The sequence below is a fragment of the Streptomyces sp. NPDC054849 genome (genome assembly GCF_053610945.1).
The window spans coordinates 1-15133 of sequence record NZ_JBSGZI010000032.1; the positions used below are offsets into that span (position 1 = coordinate 1).

The 15133-nt window shown below is 71.4% G+C and carries 19 protein-coding genes; 12 read left to right on the forward strand and 7 right to left on the reverse strand.

Annotation, left to right across the window (positions count from 1 at the left end; genetic code table 11):
• Nucleotides 1-46: 46 nt before the first annotated feature.
• Nucleotides 47-415, reverse strand: coding sequence for a PRC-barrel domain-containing protein (locus tag ACWGIF_RS16540; protein ID WP_453497323.1), 369 nt, complete (start codon nt 413-415; stop codon nt 47-49).
• A gap of 290 nt (nt 416-705) precedes the next feature.
• Here ACWGIF_RS16540 and ACWGIF_RS16545 point away from each other — a divergent pair, with 290 nt between their 5' ends.
• From ACWGIF_RS16545 to ACWGIF_RS16565, 5 genes are all read left to right on the forward strand, one after another.
• Nucleotides 706-1701 carry a magnesium and cobalt transport protein CorA gene (locus ACWGIF_RS16545; RefSeq protein ID WP_453497326.1) on the forward strand — a complete coding sequence of 332 codons (996 nt, stop codon included), beginning with the start codon at nt 706-708 and terminating at the stop codon, nt 1699-1701.
• Between the two features lie 132 nt (nt 1702-1833).
• A complete protein-coding gene (locus ACWGIF_RS16550) occupies nt 1834-2925 on the forward strand; it encodes a YihY/virulence factor BrkB family protein (RefSeq protein ID WP_453497329.1) in 1092 nt (363 codons plus the stop codon).
• Between the two features lie 131 nt (nt 2926-3056).
• On the forward strand, nt 3057-3488 hold the full coding sequence (locus ACWGIF_RS16555) for a phage holin family protein (protein ID WP_453497332.1): 432 nt from the start codon (nt 3057-3059) through the stop codon (nt 3486-3488).
• Nucleotides 3485-3988, forward strand: coding sequence for a DUF3618 domain-containing protein (locus tag ACWGIF_RS16560; RefSeq protein ID WP_453497334.1), 504 nt, complete (start codon nt 3485-3487; stop codon nt 3986-3988). The genes ACWGIF_RS16555 and ACWGIF_RS16560 overlap by 4 nt, the downstream gene beginning before the upstream one ends.
• On the forward strand, nt 3985-4251 hold the full coding sequence (locus ACWGIF_RS16565) for a DUF4235 domain-containing protein (protein ID WP_453497337.1): 267 nt from the start codon (nt 3985-3987) through the stop codon (nt 4249-4251). The genes ACWGIF_RS16560 and ACWGIF_RS16565 overlap by 4 nt, the downstream gene beginning before the upstream one ends.
• 121 nt (nt 4252-4372) lie before the next feature.
• Here the strand turns inward: ACWGIF_RS16565 and ACWGIF_RS16570 are convergent, their stop codons facing one another.
• The 3 genes from ACWGIF_RS16570 to ACWGIF_RS16580 are packed head-to-tail and all read right to left on the reverse strand — an operon-like array spanning nt 4373 to nt 7520.
• The gene (locus tag ACWGIF_RS16570) at nt 4373-4954 is read right to left on the reverse strand and encodes a copper chaperone PCu(A)C (RefSeq protein WP_453497340.1); all 582 of its coding nucleotides are present in this window, start codon (nt 4952-4954) and stop codon (nt 4373-4375) included.
• Nucleotides 4951-7257, reverse strand: a complete 2307-nt coding sequence (locus ACWGIF_RS16575; protein ID WP_453497343.1) for a heavy metal translocating P-type ATPase — start codon at nt 7255-7257, stop codon at nt 4951-4953. Before ACWGIF_RS16575 ends, ACWGIF_RS16570 begins: the two co-directional genes overlap by 4 nt.
• Nucleotides 7254-7520: a hypothetical protein gene (locus tag ACWGIF_RS16580; protein WP_453497345.1), complete on the reverse strand. Its 267-nt coding sequence runs from the start codon at nt 7518-7520 to the stop codon at nt 7254-7256. The genes ACWGIF_RS16575 and ACWGIF_RS16580 overlap by 4 nt, the downstream gene beginning before the upstream one ends.
• A 326-nt stretch (nt 7521-7846) precedes the next feature.
• On the opposite strand from ACWGIF_RS16580, the gene ACWGIF_RS16585 reads away from it, so the two are divergent.
• A complete protein-coding gene (locus ACWGIF_RS16585; RefSeq protein WP_453497348.1) occupies nt 7847-8812 on the forward strand; it encodes an LLM class F420-dependent oxidoreductase in 966 nt (321 codons plus the stop codon).
• Between the two features lie 66 nt (nt 8813-8878).
• Nucleotides 8879-9973, forward strand: coding sequence for a carboxylate-amine ligase (locus ACWGIF_RS16590; RefSeq protein ID WP_453497351.1), 1095 nt, complete (start codon nt 8879-8881; stop codon nt 9971-9973).
• Nucleotides 9974-9982: 9 nt separating this feature from the next.
• On the opposite strand, the gene ACWGIF_RS16595 is transcribed toward ACWGIF_RS16590, so the two are convergent.
• From ACWGIF_RS16595 to ACWGIF_RS16605, 3 genes are all read right to left on the reverse strand, one after another.
• On the reverse strand, nt 9983-10216 hold the full coding sequence (locus ACWGIF_RS16595; protein WP_453497354.1) for a DUF6479 family protein: 234 nt from the start codon (nt 10214-10216) through the stop codon (nt 9983-9985).
• Between the two features lie 123 nt (nt 10217-10339).
• Nucleotides 10340-11929 carry a phytoene desaturase family protein gene (locus ACWGIF_RS16600; protein WP_453497357.1) on the reverse strand — a complete coding sequence of 530 codons (1590 nt, stop codon included), beginning with the start codon at nt 11927-11929 and terminating at the stop codon, nt 10340-10342.
• Nucleotides 11922-12374: an SRPBCC family protein gene (locus ACWGIF_RS16605; RefSeq protein WP_453497359.1), complete on the reverse strand. Its 453-nt coding sequence runs from the start codon at nt 12372-12374 to the stop codon at nt 11922-11924. Before ACWGIF_RS16605 ends, ACWGIF_RS16600 begins: the two co-directional genes overlap by 8 nt.
• Before the next feature lie 261 nt (nt 12375-12635).
• Between ACWGIF_RS16605 and ACWGIF_RS16610 the strand changes: the two genes are divergently transcribed.
• The 5 genes from ACWGIF_RS16610 to ACWGIF_RS16630 all read left to right on the forward strand — a co-directional run bounded on the left by ACWGIF_RS16610 (nt 12636) and on the right by ACWGIF_RS16630 (nt 15084).
• Nucleotides 12636-13124, forward strand: a complete 489-nt coding sequence (locus ACWGIF_RS16610) for a flavin reductase family protein (RefSeq protein WP_453497362.1) — start codon at nt 12636-12638, stop codon at nt 13122-13124.
• Between the two features lie 132 nt (nt 13125-13256).
• Nucleotides 13257-13412: a DUF6131 family protein gene (locus ACWGIF_RS16615; RefSeq protein ID WP_453497365.1), complete on the forward strand. Its 156-nt coding sequence runs from the start codon at nt 13257-13259 to the stop codon at nt 13410-13412.
• Between the two features lie 127 nt (nt 13413-13539).
• Nucleotides 13540-13713: a CsbD family protein gene (locus ACWGIF_RS16620; protein WP_453497368.1), complete on the forward strand. Its 174-nt coding sequence runs from the start codon at nt 13540-13542 to the stop codon at nt 13711-13713.
• Between the two features lie 250 nt (nt 13714-13963).
• Nucleotides 13964-14452: an ATP-binding protein gene (locus ACWGIF_RS16625; RefSeq protein WP_453497371.1), complete on the forward strand. Its 489-nt coding sequence runs from the start codon at nt 13964-13966 to the stop codon at nt 14450-14452.
• A gap of 65 nt (nt 14453-14517) precedes the next feature.
• A complete protein-coding gene (locus ACWGIF_RS16630) occupies nt 14518-15084 on the forward strand; it encodes a VanZ family protein (protein WP_453497374.1) in 567 nt (188 codons plus the stop codon).
• Nucleotides 15085-15133: the final 49 nt, after the last annotated feature.

The following is a 15133-nucleotide window of genomic DNA, read 5'->3' on the forward strand; positions in this document are numbered from 1 at the left end:
GCACCCGAGTGGGTGCCGGGACCGGCGTCATGCTGCAGGGACCGGTTCAGGCGGGGCGGCCGCCGAAGGGGGCGCCGGTGCCGTAGTAGGTGCCCAGCTCGTCCCGGTAGCCGGCGTCACCGAGGTGCTTGTCCCGATGGAATTCGGGAGCCGCCTTGATCTGTTCCTTGGTGCGATCGACGAAGACCTTCCTGTCCTCCGGGTCGATCCTGACGACCGTGCTCGCCGGAAGCAGAACCTCCTTGCCGAAGATCCATACGCCGGTGTCCACGACCAGGTAGGCGTCACCGACCTCGTCGGAGTGCTTGTCGACCTTGCCGATGTTCCCGTCGGTCGCCTCGACCTTGTAGCCGGTCAGGTCCGTACCGGCCAGGTGGCCCGCGGTCGGCTGGTAACTCCACACATTCTCAGTCACGCGAAAACAACTCCTCCGGTCAATGGGGGGCGGCAGGGAATCGGATTCCCCGCCGACCCTCCTTGTTCCGTACGCCGTTCGCCTGCCCCGCATTCACCGCTCCACACACCCCGGATCGAATGCAGGCCCGGGAAACCCTGCCGGGAGACACCTGATGCTTCGTCATGACCCTTGCCCTCAAGGACGACGCCGAGGGGCAGCGTGCGGGAAACGGCAGGCCTTGAGCTGTTCGAGCTGTGCGGACGATCGCAGGCGCGCATGAAATCGGGGTTCTGAAGCATGCGCGGCCTATGGAATGCGTGGTGTACGAGGAGCGGTCGGGCCGGTCGGAGACGGTCGAGTGCGGCCTTGACGACGAGGCCTGCCGATTGGTGCTGAAGCGGTTGCGCGGGCTGGGCGACGGCGAATTCGGCTGGGTGCGTCTGGTCGACCCGGCCGAGGGCGAGCTCGTGGAGTTGGCCGCGCAGCTGGGCCTGCACCCCCTGGCGGTCGAGGACGCGGTGCAGGCGCGCCAGCGGCCGAAGCGAGAACGCTTCGGTGACGTGCTGGCCGTCGCGCTGAAGACCCTCTGGTACGTCGAGGAGGAAGCAGCGGTGGAGACGGGCGAGTTGATGCTCTTCGTCGGGCCGCGCTACGTACTCACCGTCCGTCATGGCGAGGTGGATCCGGCAGCCGAGGCGGCCCGCCGGCTGGACGCCGACCCGTCCATGCTCCGTTTCGGCCCCCTGTCGGTTCTGCACGCCGTACTGGATGTCGTCGTCGACGCCTACAGCGAGGCCGCCGAGACGGTGCGCGCCGCGCTCGACCGGCTGGAGGACCAGGTCTTCTCGTCCTCTCGCGTGGACCACACCGAGGACATCTACTGCCTGAAACGGGAGGTGCGGGAGTTCCGGGACGCCGTACAGCCGCTGGTCCCGGTCCTTCCCGGCCTTCTGGGCGGGCTGACCGAGGAGGACCGCCCGTCGAAGGTCCTGCCCTACTTCCGCGACGTGTCCGATCATCTGCACCGCACCGACGCCGAGGTGCGGACGCTCGACGAACTGCTCACGTCGGTTCTCGACGCCCAGCAGGCCCGGGTGGGCACCTGGCAGAACGACGACATGCGACGGATCTCCGCGTGGGCTGCCATCTTCGCGGTCCCCACCATGGTCGCCGGGGTCTACGGGATGAACTTCGAGCACATGCCGGAGCTCGGCTGGAGCTACGGCTACCCTCTCGCCGTCGGCCTCATGGCGACGGCGTCAGGCCTCCTCCATCGTGCCTTCCGCCGTAACGGCTGGCTCTAGAAGACCGGATCCGGGAGCCGCGGCGCGCGGAGGACTTCGCCCTCCGGGTGCCGTACGGGCATGAGTGACGCCGGGGTGGAAAGCCGGGGGAGTATGACACTCCTGCCGAGCCGAGGCCATGACGGTGACCGGGTGCCTGCCGAGACCGGTCCGAACACCGAGACCGTTCCGGACACCGACACCGGTCCGGCCACCCAGACCGTTCCGGACACCCACACCGACACCGACACCGGTCCGATCGCCGGCGCGGGCCCGAACGAGCTGGTCGAGGAGCAGGCCCCGGATCAGCCCTCGGACCTCCCCGCACGCTCCTGGAAGGCGGTGCTGCGCGGCACGGTCAAGGAGTTCCAGGACGACGAGTTGGCCGATCGCGCCGCGGCCCTCACCTACTACGGGGTACTCGCGCTCTTCCCCGCCCTCCTGGTCCTGGTGTCCCTGCTGGGCCTGGCCGGTGAGTCGACGACCCAGCGGCTGTTGGAGAACCTTCAGCAGCTGACCCCCGGCTCCGCCCGGGACGTGATCAGAGCCGCGGTCGAGCAGCTGCAGAACCACAGTGGCGTCGGGTCGCTGATGGCGGTCGTCGGTCTCGTCGTGGCGCTGTGGTCCGCCTCCGGCTACGTGGCCGCGTTCATCCGCTCCGCGAACGCCGTCTACGACATGCCCGAGGGCCGTCCGGTGTGGAAGGTGCTGCCGCTGCGCCTCGCACTCACCGTCACCCTGATGATCCTCGCCTGCGCCAGTGCACTCATCGTCGTCTTCACCGGCGGACTGGCCCGTCGCATGGGTACCGCCCTGGGGTTCGGTGACAGTGCGCTGACGGTGTGGTCGATCGCGAAGTGGCCGGTCCTGGTGCTCCTCGTCACGATCATGATCGCGCTGCTGTACTGGGCTGCGCCGAACGCCAAGGGCCGCGGGTTCAGGTGGGTGACTCCGGGCAGCTTCCTGGCCCTGGTGATCTGGATGATCGCCTCGGCCGGCTTCGCGTTCTACGTCGCGAACTTCGGCTCCTACAACAAGACGTACGGCACGGTCGCCGGCGTGATCGTCTTCCTGGTCTGGCTGTGGATCACCAACCTCGCGATCCTCCTGGGCCTGGAGTTCGACGCGGAACTGGCCCGTCAGCGGGCGATCGCCGGCGGGCTGCCCGCTGACGAGGAGCCGTATGTCCGGCCTCGCGACACCCGCGCGTGGAGCGATCGGGAACGCCGCCGAATGGACCGGTGACCCGTATGGACCCGCTGGGGACATCGGGTCCCCGCAGGGCAAAAGCATCTGCCGGTGGCGTGGGTGCCCGGTTGTTTACCGGGTAGGCGCGTCATGACAACGGCAACCGCACCGTAAAGGGGAGACTCCGCATGAGCACCGTAGAGCGGAAGACCCACAGTATCGATGCATCCGCATCCGAATCCGAATCCGTGGGCGTGCTGGTCTCGCGCGCCTCCCAGCAGATTTCGGAGCTGGTCCGCGAGGAGATGCAGCTGGCCCGGGCGGAAATGGCGCAGAAGGGGAAACGCTTCGGGAAGGGCGGCGGCCTTTTCGGCGCCGCGGGCCTGATCGGAATCCTGGCCGCCCAGGCATTGGTCGCAACCTGCATCGCAGCCCTCGCGTTGATACTCCCGGTGTGGGCGGCAGCCCTCATCGTTACGGCGGTGCTGGCGGTCATCGCCGCAGTTACCGCCATGGCCGGCAAGAAGAAGATCGCCGAGGCCGGTGCCCCCGTCCCCGAGCAGACCATCGACAGCGTCAAGGCCGACCTGGCCGAGATCAAGGAGAAAGTGCACCGATGACCGACGAATCCCGAACCAACATCGGCACACCCACCCCCGAGGAGCTGCGCGAGCAGCTCGAGAGCACCCGTGACGAACTCGGACAGACCGTCGAGGCCTTGGCGGCGAAGGCCGACGTCCGGGCGCAGGCGAAGGAGAAGACCGCCGCGGTCAAGGAGCAGGCCGCTCAGAAGACCGCCGCGGTCAAGGAGCAGGCCGCTCAGAAGACCGCCCTGGTCACCGACCGGATCCGCGCGACGGCACACCAGGCCGCGGAGCTGGTGAAGGACAACACCCCCGATCGGGTCCGGGACCAGGCCGCCCACGCATCCGAAGTGGTCGTCCAGGCCACGGCGCGCGCCGGTCAGCTGGCGGAGGAGAAGACCCCCGACCCGGTCCTCGACAAGGCCCGCCGGGCCGCGACGGCGGCACGCGCCAACCGCACGCCGCTGCTCGTGGCAGGTGCGGCTGTGGTCTTCTACCTGCTGGTGCGGCGCATGCGCGGCCGGGGGAAGCGATGAACACGCGCAAGATCGCCTACAAGCCCGTCGGTCTGGCCCTGGGCACCGCCAGCGGCATGCTCGCGGGTGCCGCGTTCAAGCAGGTCTGGAAGATCGTCGAAGGCGAAGGCGACGCTCCCAGCGCCACGGACGAGGACCGGTCCTGGCAGCAGATCCTGATCGCCGCGGCCATCCAGGGCGCGATCTTCGCCGTGGTCAAAGCCGCCGTCGATCGCTCGGGCGCCCTGGCCACCCGTCGTGTGACGGGCACCTGGCCGGGGTGACCCGCTCGCGGTGCCCCCGCGGGGCCGGCCCCATGGGCACGGCCCCCTCAGGACGCGTCCGGCACGCACAGCAGCGGTAACCCGGTCCGGGAGTGCGCGGCGAGCGTGCGTGCGGCGAGCCTCAGCTTCCGGGCCGGACGACGAACGCCACGGTCCGGACCGGGCCGCTGTCACGGAAGTGCAGGACGAAGGGCACCGCGTCGCCCACCTGCCAGCGGCCCTTGACCGTCATCATCACGTCGAGCGTGCTCGGGGTCATCCGCAGTACCGAGCCGGCCGGAATGTCCGCCGAGGTGACCATGCGCATGGAATCCGCGCCTCGGGCACTCTCGTGCCGGCTGAGCCTGGTGTCCTCGGCTTCGGGGGAGGTCACGGAGAGCAGCTGGTCGCCGGAGCCGCCGGTGTTCGTGATCCGGAAGAACGCCGCGGTGCGCTGCCTGTCGGCGTAGGGCAGGAACACCTGCCCGATGCCGACCTCGATGCGGGCCGGAGTGCCGGCGCCTCCGGCCGTGGTCCATGCGGTCAGGCCGACCAGGGCCGCGAGGCATGCGGTGAGCGGTGCGAGTACGGCGATCAGCCTCTCGCGCAGCAGGCGGGTGTCCTGCCTTTCGCGGGCCGGCGACGAGGGGGAGAGGAAATCGTCCGAGTACTTCACGGAACCGGTCGGGTCATCGGTCGGGTCGTCAGTCGGGGAACGCGTCATCGCTGGAGGCCCTTTCGGCCGAGGCTGGGTGCGAAGCCGCCGGGGCGCTTCGGCGAGGGCTGCCAAGCCCGCAGGCGCAGGCTGTTGCCGACCACCAGCAGGGAGCTGACGGACATCGCGGCGGCGGCGACCATCGGGTTGAGCCACCCCACCGCGGCCAGGGGAACGGTGACCGCGTTGTAGCCGAACGCCCAGACGAGGTTGGTGCGGATCGTCCCCAGGGTGCGACGGGCCAGCCGGACGGCGTCGGCCACCGCCTCGATGTCACCGCGCACCAGCGTCACGTCGGCGGCTCCGATCGCCACGTCCGTGCCGCTGCCCATGGCGATGCCGAGATCGGCGAGGGCCAGGGCGGCGGCGTCGTTCACACCGTCGCCGATGACCGCGACGCGGCGCCCCTCCTCCTGCAGGCGGGCCACCAGTTCGGCCTTCCCCTCAGGCGTGCAGCGGGTGTGGACCTCGGCGATGCCGAGCTCAGCGGCCACGACACGGGCTGTGGCATCGCGGTCACCCGTGGCCAGCACCGGTTCCACTCCCAGCCGGCGCAGCCGGTCCACGGCCCGGTAGCTCCCGGGCCGCAGGACGTCCCCGAGGGCGATCAGGGCCTCGTCGAAACCGTCCACCCGGACCAGGACCGGCGTGAGCGCGGACGCCTCCGCCTCGGCCAGCGCCTGCGCCAACGACTTCGGCAGACCGTCGTCGGCAGAGAGCACGTCGACGCGCCGCCCCTCCACGAAACCGGTGACGCCCGACCCTGCAGTGGCCAGGAAGCCGGTGACCGGGGGCAGCGGGCGCCCGGGCAGCGCACGCTCCGCGTACGACGCGAGCGCGCGGCCCAGCGGATGTTCCGAGCCCTGCTCCACGGCCCCGGCCAAGCGGAGGACCGCCTCGCGCCCGATGCCGCCGTCGACCGCGGTGACGCGGGCGACGCTCATGTGCCCGGTGGTGAGCGTGCCGGTCTTGTCCAGGACCACGGTGTCGACGTGCCGCAGTGCCTCCAGCGCCTGCGGACCGCTGACCAGCACGCCCAGCTGCGCGCCCCGGCCGGTCGCGGCCAGCAGCGCGGTGGGGGTCGCGAGCCCCAGGGCGCACGGGCAGGCGACGACGAGGATCGCGACCGCCGATGTCACGGCGGCCTGCGGGTCCGCCCCGGCGCCAAGCCAGAAACCGAGCACCGTGACCGCCAGAGCCAGGATCACCGGCACGAAGACCCCCGCCACACGGTCGGCCAGCCGCTGGGCCCGGGCCTTGCCGGCCTGGGCTTCGGTGACCATCCGGGTGATACGGGCGAGCCGGGTGTCCGCGCCGACCGCGGTGGCCCGTACGAGGAGCAGGCCACCGGCGTTGACCGCGGCACCCACCACCGTCCGGCCGGGGCCGACTTCCACGGGATCGCTCTCACCGGTGACCAGCGACAGGTTGAGGGCGGAGCTGCCGGAGACCACCACACCGTCGGTGGCGACCCGTTCACCGGGCCGCACGAGGAACTCCTGCCCCACTCGGAGCTGTTCGATGGGGAGCCGCCGGTCCGTGCCGTCCTCCCGTACCGTCACGTCCTTCACGGCGAGTCCGGCCAGCGAGCGCAGGGCCGCTCCGGTGCCCCGTCGTGCCCGCCCCTCCAGATGGCGGCCGGCCAGGACGAACAGCGGTACTCCGACGGCAGCTTCGAGGTAGACGTGCGCGATCTCCCCTCCCGCCGAGGGGAGGAACGTGAACGGCATCCTCATGCCGGGATCGCCGGCGCCGCCGAGGAACAGTGCGTACAGGGACCAGGAGAACGAGGCGAGGACCCCGAGGGAGACCAGGGTGTCCATGGTGGCCGCCGAGTGCCGCAGCCCGCGCGCAGCCCGCCGGTGGAACGGCCAGGCACTCCACACGACGACCGGAGCGGCCAGAGTGAGGCACAGCCACTGCCAGTTGCGGAACTGCAGGGAGGGCGCCATCGACAGCACGAGGACCGGGGCGCAGAGCAGAACGGTGATCAGCAGCCGCTCGCGGTCCCGGCGCTCACCGTTCGTCGGCGGCTGCTCAGGCGGGGAATCCTCGTACGGTACGGCCGGCGGGGGCACTTCGGCGGTGTAACCGGCCCGTTCCACCGCTGCGACCAGGTCCTGGCCGGACACGGCCGGCGGATGGCTCACCCTCGCCCTCCCCGTGGCGAGGTTGACCGTCGCGGTCACCCCGTCGAGCCGGGCCAGCCGCTTCTCCACCCGGCTCACGCAGGCCGCGCACGTCATGCCGCCGACGATCAGATCGGTCGTCTCCAGGGTGACGCCCGCGACGCCCGCGGTGTCCGCAGTCATCGTCCGCCCCCCGAATGCGTGCCACCCATGCCACCCATGCCACCCATGCCGCCCGTGCCGCCGCCACCCGGCGTATCGGAGACGGACCCCGGGCCGGTGCCGCTCGGGCGCATGCCGGGGGCGACCGGGCCGGCGGCCGCACCTACTCCGTAGGAGAGGGCGAACATCGCCGCGAGGAGCACGACGAAACCGGCCAGTGCCGGTGGCGGTGCCCACCGCGGCCCGGCGGCGTCGGTGCGGCTTTCGGGTGGTCGTCCGGCCATCGGTCCTCCAGGTGTGCGGTACCTCTGTGGGACGGCGCCAGCCGCCCGCGGGCGGCGATCAGCGGATCGCGGCCGGAAGCCTCCCGGTACGGCGCGGGAACGGGAGGTGAGGGCCGTCCGCGTGGGAGCCGCCGAGGAGGTAGTCGTGCACGGTCCGCGATGAGTTCCCCGGCCGGCACGGATTCCACGATTTGGTGAGCCTTCCCCGTCGTTCCTGCCCCCGGCCCGGGCTCGGGCCCCGGCCGAACTGCCCCTGTGATCGGCCGTACGGATGCTTGTGGCAGGCGGCAGGTTTCGCGGGCCGCGATCGCGGCTAGGCGCCTCACATGGTGCGTATCGGGTACACGATGATGTCCGAGCAGGCCGGCCCGCGTCAGCTCGTCTCCCACGTGGTGGGAGCGGAGAAGGCGGGCTTCGACTTCTCCGTCGTCTCGGACCATTCCTTTCCCTGGCTGGAGTCCCAGGGGCACGCCTCCTACGCCTGGAGCGTCCTGGGCGCGGCCGCGCAGGCGACCTCCCGGATCCCGCTCATGACGTACGTGACGTGTCCGACCTTCCGGTACCACCCCGCGGTCGTCGCGCAGAAGGCGGCGACGGTGCAGATCCTGTCCGAGGGCAGGTTCCGCCTGGGGCTGGGCTCGGGCGAGAACCTGAACGAGCACATCATCGGCGCCGGCTGGCCCGCCGCCCCCGTACGCCTGGAGATGCTGGAAGAGGCGGTCGACATCATCCGGCGGATGTTCACCGGGGAGAGCGTGAGCCATCACGGCGCCCACTTCGACGTCGAGAACGCCAGGCTCTGGGATCTCCCCGACGCGCTGCCGCCGATCGGGATCGCCGTGTCCGGTCCGCGCTCCTGTGAGCTGGCCGGCCGGTACGGCGACCTGGTGATCGCCACGGAACCGAAGCAGGAGCTCCTCCAGCAGTTCGACGCGCACGGCGGGGCCGGAAAGCCGCGCGTCGGTCAGCTCCCGGTCTGCTACGACACCGACCGCGACGCAGCTGTGGCACGGGCGCACGACCAGTTCCGCTGGGCGCTCGGCGGCTGGAAGGTCAACACCGAGATCCCCGGCCCGGCGGGATTCGACCAGGCCGCACAGCACACCCGGCCCGAAGACGTCGCCGAGGCCATCCCGTGCGGCGACGACGTGGATACGTTCGTCGACGCGGTACGCCCCTACGTGGAGGCTGGATTCACCGAGGTCGCCCTGGTCCAGGTCGGCGGCGACCACCAGGAACCGTTCCTGGAGTGGGCCGAGGCCAAGCTGCTCCCGGCCCTGCGGAACCTGTGAGGACGTCCGCCCTGCCGCTGTCGTGCCCTCAGGGGTGATCATGGTGGATCCGGGTAGCCGCAGCACGTGATCACGGTCGGCGTCGAAGAAGAGTACTTGCTGCTGGATCCCGTGAGGGCTCTGCCCGTGCCGCTCGTGGAGGACGTACGGCGCACCGCGGGCCTCGGGCCGCTGGCGGAGCGTGACGAGGTCCAGGACGAGCTGCTGCAGGCCCAGGTTGAGGTCGCCACCCCCGTGTGCTCGAGCCTGGAGGAGGTGGGCGGCCACCTCCTGCGCCTGCGCCACGCGGTCGCGTCCGCCGCCGAGGAGAACGGCTGCCGCCTCGCCGCCACCGGAGCGGCTCCGCTGCGCGGGGCCGGGGTCGTACCCGTGACCCCGACGCCGCGCTACCTGAAGATGGAAGGGGAGGCGCGGCAACTGGTCGACGAACAGCTGATCAGCGGAATGCACGTGCACGTCGCGGTTCCCGACCCGGCGACGGGCGTGGCGGTGCTGAACCGGGTCCGGGTGTGGCTGCCGACGCTGCTGGCCATGTCCGCCAACTCGCCTCTGTGGGATGGGCGGGACACCGGCTTCGCGAGCTGGCGCACCATCGTGTTCGGCCGCTGGCCCGTCAGCGGTCCGCCGCCGTACTTCGAAGGCGGCCCGGACTACGAGCAGCGCCTGGAGGCGCTGGTGGCGTCCGGGGTGATCGCCGACAGGAAGCAGGCGTACTGGCAGGCGCGGCTGTCCGACACCTACCCCACCATCGAGGTGCGGTGTCCGGATGTGCAGCTACGGGCAGACGACGCCGTCATGCTCGCCGGCATCGTCCGCGCGCTGGTCACCACGGCCATCGCCGAGGAGAAGGCCGGCCTCCCGCCGGCCGGGTGCGCGCCGGAGCTGCTGCAGGCCGGAAACTGGCACGCGGCCCGGCACGGCCTGAACAGCACACTGGTGGACCTGGAGGGCCGCCCTCACAGCAGCGGTGACGTCCTGTGCTCACTCCTCGCCCACATCACGCCGGCCCTGGAGGACTCCGGGGACACCCGGCAGGTGAGCGCCCTCGTCCACCGGCTCCTGCAGGAGGGAACCCCGGCGGACCGCCAGCGCCGCGCCCTGGCCGAAGGCGGCCTGGCGGGGCTGCTCGATCTGATCAATGCGGCGACACCCTCCGGCTGACGTCCGGTGTCACGCGCGGGGGTGCTGCGGATCGGCACTGTCGTCGGGCGTCTGCCAGGAGTCCTGGCGGGCCTGCGCCTGAAGGTTCTGCTCGGCCGGGCGCGCCCCGGGATCCCGGCGGCGCGAGAGGCGTCGTGTGCCGTACCAGAACGCGGCGATCAGAAGCGCGGCCACGATGACGCCGGCAATGATCAAGAAGAGGGACGAGGAAACGGTAGCCGCAAGGGGCGCTGAGGCGATCATGCGCCGCGTCTACCCGATATTGCGCGCCCTGCACGTCTGCACGTGCTGCGCGTCCTCCTCGTCCCACACGTCCTGCACGTCCTGCGCGTCGGTCGCCCGGCTGCCCGAGAAGCCCCCGGCGGGTCAGATGCGTTGGGCGCGGTGCAGGAGACTGCGGAGCCCGTGGGCTCGCAGGGCGGCTCGGGCGGCGTTCGCGCCCGGGGCGCCGTGGACCCCGCCGCCGGGGTGGGCGGCCGCGGAGGCGAGGTACAGGCCCTTGACGGGCGTCTCGGGCCTGCCGGTGCCCGGCGTGGGGCGGAAGATCGCCTGTTGGTGCACGGCGGTGGTGCCGTTGTTGATGGCGCCGTTGTGAAGGTTCTCGTTCATGGCCTGGAGGGTGGTCGGGGCCAGGATGCGGCGGGCGCGGATCAGCCCACGGAAGCCGGGTGCGAACCGTTCCACCTGCGCTTCGACGCGGTCGGCCATGGCCTCCTGCTCGCGGGCGTCCCAGCGGCCGGTGATGCCGTCAGGGCCGGCGTCGGAGGTGATGTGCTGCGGGAGGTGGGTGTAGGCCCACGCCGATTCCGTGCCGGCCGGTGAGCGGCTGGGATCCGCCGTGGTCATCTGACCGAACAGGGTGAACGGCTCGTCGGGGACCTGGCCCATGGCGATCTGTGCGGCGAACCGGGTCAGTCCGTCGACGCCGTCGGCCACGTGGACCGTCCCCGCCCCGGCGGCCTGTGGCGCCGTCCACGGCACCGGGCCGGTGAGGGCCCAGTCGACCTTGAAGGTCGCGAAGTCCCACTGGAAGCGTTCCAGATCCCGCAGCAGGCGGGACGGCAGGTGTTCCTCGCCGACGAGGTCGCGGTACAGGGACGGCGCCGACGTGTCGGCCAGGACGGCCCTCCGCGCGCCGACGGTCTCCCCGCCGGAGGTGGCGACCCCCACGGCGCGGCCGCCGCGTACGACGACGGATGCGACCCGCTCTCCGCAGCGCAGGACCCCGCCGCGGCGCCGGAGCCGGCTCACGAGCGCCGCGGTGAGCGCGCCCGCCCCGCCGACGGGGACCGGGAAGCCGTGGCTCTGGCCGAGCATCGCCATCAGCCAGCCGAATCCGCCGCTGCCGACGGCTTCGGGAGCCAGGTCGGCGTGCAGGGCGTTGCCCGCCAGCAACAGGCGGCCCCCGTCCCCCGCGAACTCCTCCTCGCCCAGGCGACGCACCGGCAGGGCCAGGTTGCGGGCGAGCCGCAGCCCCCCTGCGGCGCGGAGCCGGGCTGCCAGGCGGAGTCCGGGGAGAACCGGGGGGAAAGGCGTGAACAGGGCCTGCACCAGGTCCGGGCCGACACGGCTCCACACCTCGTACATGTCCCGCCAGGCGTCCGCGTCGGCCGCCGCGAACGCTCCCAGCCCGGTTGCGGTCTCCTGCACACGGCGCTCCAGCACCGCGCACCGGCCGTCCTTCAGCGGGTGGGCCAGTACGGACGGGGCGTGGCTCCACCGCAGGCCCTCGGCGGCGAGGTCGAGACGCGCGAGGACCGGGGAGGCCGCGGCCAGCGGGTAGAAGGCACTGAAGAGGTCCGACACGTAGTCCGGATGGACACCGCGGTCGCTGCGCACCGCCCCTCCGGGCTCCGGCTGCGCCTCCAGGACTTCCACGCTCCAGCCGGCGTCGGCCAGAACGTTCGCGGCCACCAGCCCGTTCGGGCCGGCGCCGATCACCACCGCGTCAGGCATGGCGGACCACCGGGTGCTCCTCCTCCACGACCTTGGCCAGGCGGGCGAGCATGCCGCGGTGCCGGAGCTGGAGCAGCGCCTCGCTCGCGGAGTTGTGGAGGGTGGCGCCGATGCCGCGCAGCGGGTGTTCGTCGCAGATGACGAGGGTCTCCTCGCCCCACGGACGGAGCTGGAGGAAGACCCTCGCCGTGCCGAGGGACTTGAACGAGGCCTCCAGTTCCAGCTCCCTGCCCGGCTCCCGGTGGCGTACGGTCGTCACCCCGTCGGTCGACCAGGGGCCCAGCCGCACGGTGTAGCGGAGCCGGGAACCGACCTCCGGCCAGGCCTCGTCGAGGGGTGTGGACCCGGACGTTCCCACCACCCAGTCCCCGTACCGGGCCGGATCGGCCAACACGGCCCACACGGCCTGCGGGGGACGACGGATCAACTGATGACGGACAGCCATGAGAGGAGTCCTCCTGCCAGGACGGACGGAGAGCGGCGCGGCCGCGTCGTGGCCCGTCCCCGGCGCGTCGATGGTGGTGTCAAGGTCATGGTGCGGGTACCCGGGCCACCGCGCATCTCACCTCCGCTGGACGAGGGTGGTGCCCGTTCGCCGTCGACGAGCCGTGGACACCGCTGGTGCCTACTCTGGGGACGATCGTGGGCGGACCCGTTCAACGCCTTCCAGTGTGTGGTGGGATTCCCTAGGACAGGAGCAGGCGCCGTGACGGAGCTGGACCCCTTCACCGAGGTACTCGACGACCCGGTCTACGTGGTCACGGCCGCTTCCGGCGGTGAGCGTGCGGGATGCCTGGTGGGTTTCGCCTCACAGTGCTCCATCGACCCGCCGAGGTTCACCGTCTGGCTGTCGATCGCCAACCACACCTACGAGGTCGCGCGCGAGGCCGAGTACCTCACCGTGCATGTGCTCCGCAGGGAGCAGCACGCGCTGGCGGAGCTCTTCGGAGAGGAGACGGGCGACAGGGTCGACAAGTTCGCGGGGGTGGGCTGGCGGCCGGGAGAGGGGGGCAGTCCGGTGCTGAACGAGGTACGCACCTGGTTCACCGGCCGGATCGAAGGGCGCATCGAGGGCGGTGACCACGTGGGCTTCCTCCTGGCGCCCGCGGAAGTGTGCCCGCCGGCCGAGCGCCCGCTGCCCGCACTGCTCCGGTACCGGGAGGTGCGGGACCTGGAGCCCGGGCACCCGGCCTGACGGAACACAGCACCGGAACACAGCACCGGAACACAGCACTGATAAGGACCGTGTTCGAGGGTAGACGGCACTTGAGACGTCACGGCGGATCCAACTGTTCCGCCGAATTCCCAACGTGAAAACGAGGGCATCATGGTTTTCGCCGGACTCATCCTCCTGCTCATCGGCTTTCTGACCGGAATTTCCGTCCTGTGGACCATCGGCATCATCCTGCTCGTGGTCGGGGCGGTGCTGTGGGTCCTGGGCTCGGTCGGGCATGCGGTGGGCGGCCGGCGCCACTACTGGTAGCCGGACCCCTGGGCCCGAGCGCATTTCTCGGCCGCTGCGCCGAGTGGGGGGGTCCCCGGGTTTGACGCCCGGAATCCCGGCCAGGAGGAGAACGTACGCTTTCTATTCCCTCAGGGAGTGATGGGCTGTGTCGGAGAAGGAAAAGAGCCGGGCCAAGGCCGAGCAGGCCAAGGGAAAGCTCAAGGAGACGGCCGGCCGCGCGGTGGGCAACGAACGCCTGACCGCCGAGGGCCGCACCGAACAGGCCAAGGGTGACGCCCGCCAGGCCAAAGAGAAGATCAAGGATGTCTTCAAGCACTGACGTGTAGCAGCATCGGCCGTGGAGGTCCCGCACCCGCGAGGGGTGCGGGACCTCGGCATGTACGGGCCGGGGTCCGAGTCATGGGACGGGCCGGTGTCCGCCCGATGCCCGGGTCGGTCACCCCGTTCACCGCTCTTCACGTGTCCCGGCGATCAGGACGGGCAGACGCGAAACAGGGGACGACGGTGGCGGGCACGGAGCCGCTGCTCTCCATCGGACACGGACAACGTCAACGGTCGGGGTGAGGCGAGTGAGCATCACGGGAGCAGCCACCAGCGGTCCTCCACGGAGTACGGGAGAACCGGTCAAGGGCCAGCGCCGTCGGCTCGCCTTGCGCAGTATCCGCGGCGCGGTCGGCAAGGGCCGGGAGTTCACCCGTCAGACCCTCCGGGACTGGGGGTGGGACCGGTACGAGAGCGCCGAGGACGCCCTGCTCGTCGTGTCCGAGCTGGTGACCAACGCCGCCTTGCACGCGGGTGGCTGTCACGAGCTCGTACTGACCGCCGGTGACACCCTGCGCATCGATGTCGTCGACGGCGCGACGGTGCTGCCACGCGCTCAGGCGGCTGTGGGCCGGCCGGGTGTGCCCGGTGGCCACGGCCTGCAGATAGTGCAGCGGCTCTGCGACCGGTGGGGCACCTACCCCCACGGCACCGGCAAGGTGGTCTGGGCGGAGATCGAGGGCCCCCGGCTCGCCACCGGGCGCCGGGGCCCGCACGCCCCGCCCCCCGGCTCCTGATTCAGGCGCGCGCATCGCCGGAGAGGTCCCGCGTACCGGATCGTCCACGGGGTAGACGCGCCCGCATGACATGGAGGTACGCGCGGCGGCGCGGTGAGAAATCGGTGGACGGGGCCTTACCGGCCACCTGGAGGCGACGCCCTCCGGCACACCCCGCGGTCCGGGCGCTGGCCATGGTGGCCGCCTTCATCGGGACCGTCCTGTTCAGTGCGGTCCTGGCGCGGCTGACGCTGGAACCGTCCGCAGCCTCGGCGGCGCTCGTGCACAGCAACGTCCGCCCCGGCCGGTCGATCAGCGCCTACCTGAACGGGACCTCGACGATCGAGGCGGCGCGCCAGTTGGGCGGAAACGTGCTGCTGGGCGTGCCGTTCGGGGTGCTCCTGCCCGTCCTGCTGCCCACGGCCCGCGGTCTGCTGCGGGTCGCCGCCGTGACGGTCTGTCTGATGACCCTGGTGGAACTCACCCAGGGCGCCCTCGTCACGGGACGCGTCTTCGACATCGACGACGTCATCCTCAACACGGCCGGAGCGCTCCTCGGGTACCTGCTGATCGGCCGGCGGCTGGGGCGGGCCGTGCACCCGCGGCGCAGGCACTGGTGGCACCGCTGGACCCGTCCCGCTTCGGCGGAGTGAGGTCGGGGCGCCGAACGGCCGGGCCCACGGTGCGGGCCCGGCCGGGATT

What these genes read in the sequence shown, in the direction of transcription:
- ACWGIF_RS16630 (WP_453497374.1), top strand. Translation starts at nt 14,518, where the DNA reads ATGACATGGAGGTACGCGCGGCGGCGCGGTGAGAAATCGGTGGACGGG.
- ACWGIF_RS16560 (WP_453497334.1), top strand. Translation starts at nt 3,485, where the DNA reads ATGACCGACGAATCCCGAACCAACATCGGCACACCCACCCCCGAGGAG.
- ACWGIF_RS16545 (WP_453497326.1), top strand. Translation starts at nt 706, where the DNA reads ATGGAATGCGTGGTGTACGAGGAGCGGTCGGGCCGGTCGGAGACGGTC.
- ACWGIF_RS16575 (WP_453497343.1), bottom strand. Translation starts at nt 7,257, where the DNA reads ATGACTGCGGACACCGCGGGCGTCGCGGGCGTCACCCTGGAGACGACC.
- ACWGIF_RS16570 (WP_453497340.1), bottom strand. Translation starts at nt 4,954, where the DNA reads ATGACGCGTTCCCCGACTGACGACCCGACCGATGACCCGACCGGTTCC.
- ACWGIF_RS16580 (WP_453497345.1), bottom strand. Translation starts at nt 7,520, where the DNA reads ATGGCCGGACGACCACCCGAAAGCCGCACCGACGCCGCCGGGCCGCGG.
- ACWGIF_RS16555 (WP_453497332.1), top strand. Translation starts at nt 3,057, where the DNA reads ATGAGCACCGTAGAGCGGAAGACCCACAGTATCGATGCATCCGCATCC.
- ACWGIF_RS16605 (WP_453497359.1), bottom strand. Translation starts at nt 12,374, where the DNA reads ATGGCTGTCCGTCATCAGTTGATCCGTCGTCCCCCGCAGGCCGTGTGG.
- ACWGIF_RS16585 (WP_453497348.1), top strand. Translation starts at nt 7,847, where the DNA reads ATGGTGCGTATCGGGTACACGATGATGTCCGAGCAGGCCGGCCCGCGT.
- ACWGIF_RS16600 (WP_453497357.1), bottom strand. Translation starts at nt 11,929, where the DNA reads ATGCCTGACGCGGTGGTGATCGGCGCCGGCCCGAACGGGCTGGTGGCC.
- ACWGIF_RS16595 (WP_453497354.1), bottom strand. Translation starts at nt 10,216, where the DNA reads ATGATCGCCTCAGCGCCCCTTGCGGCTACCGTTTCCTCGTCCCTCTTC.
- ACWGIF_RS16565 (WP_453497337.1), top strand. Translation starts at nt 3,985, where the DNA reads ATGAACACGCGCAAGATCGCCTACAAGCCCGTCGGTCTGGCCCTGGGC.
- ACWGIF_RS16615 (WP_453497365.1), top strand. Translation starts at nt 13,257, where the DNA reads ATGGTTTTCGCCGGACTCATCCTCCTGCTCATCGGCTTTCTGACCGGA.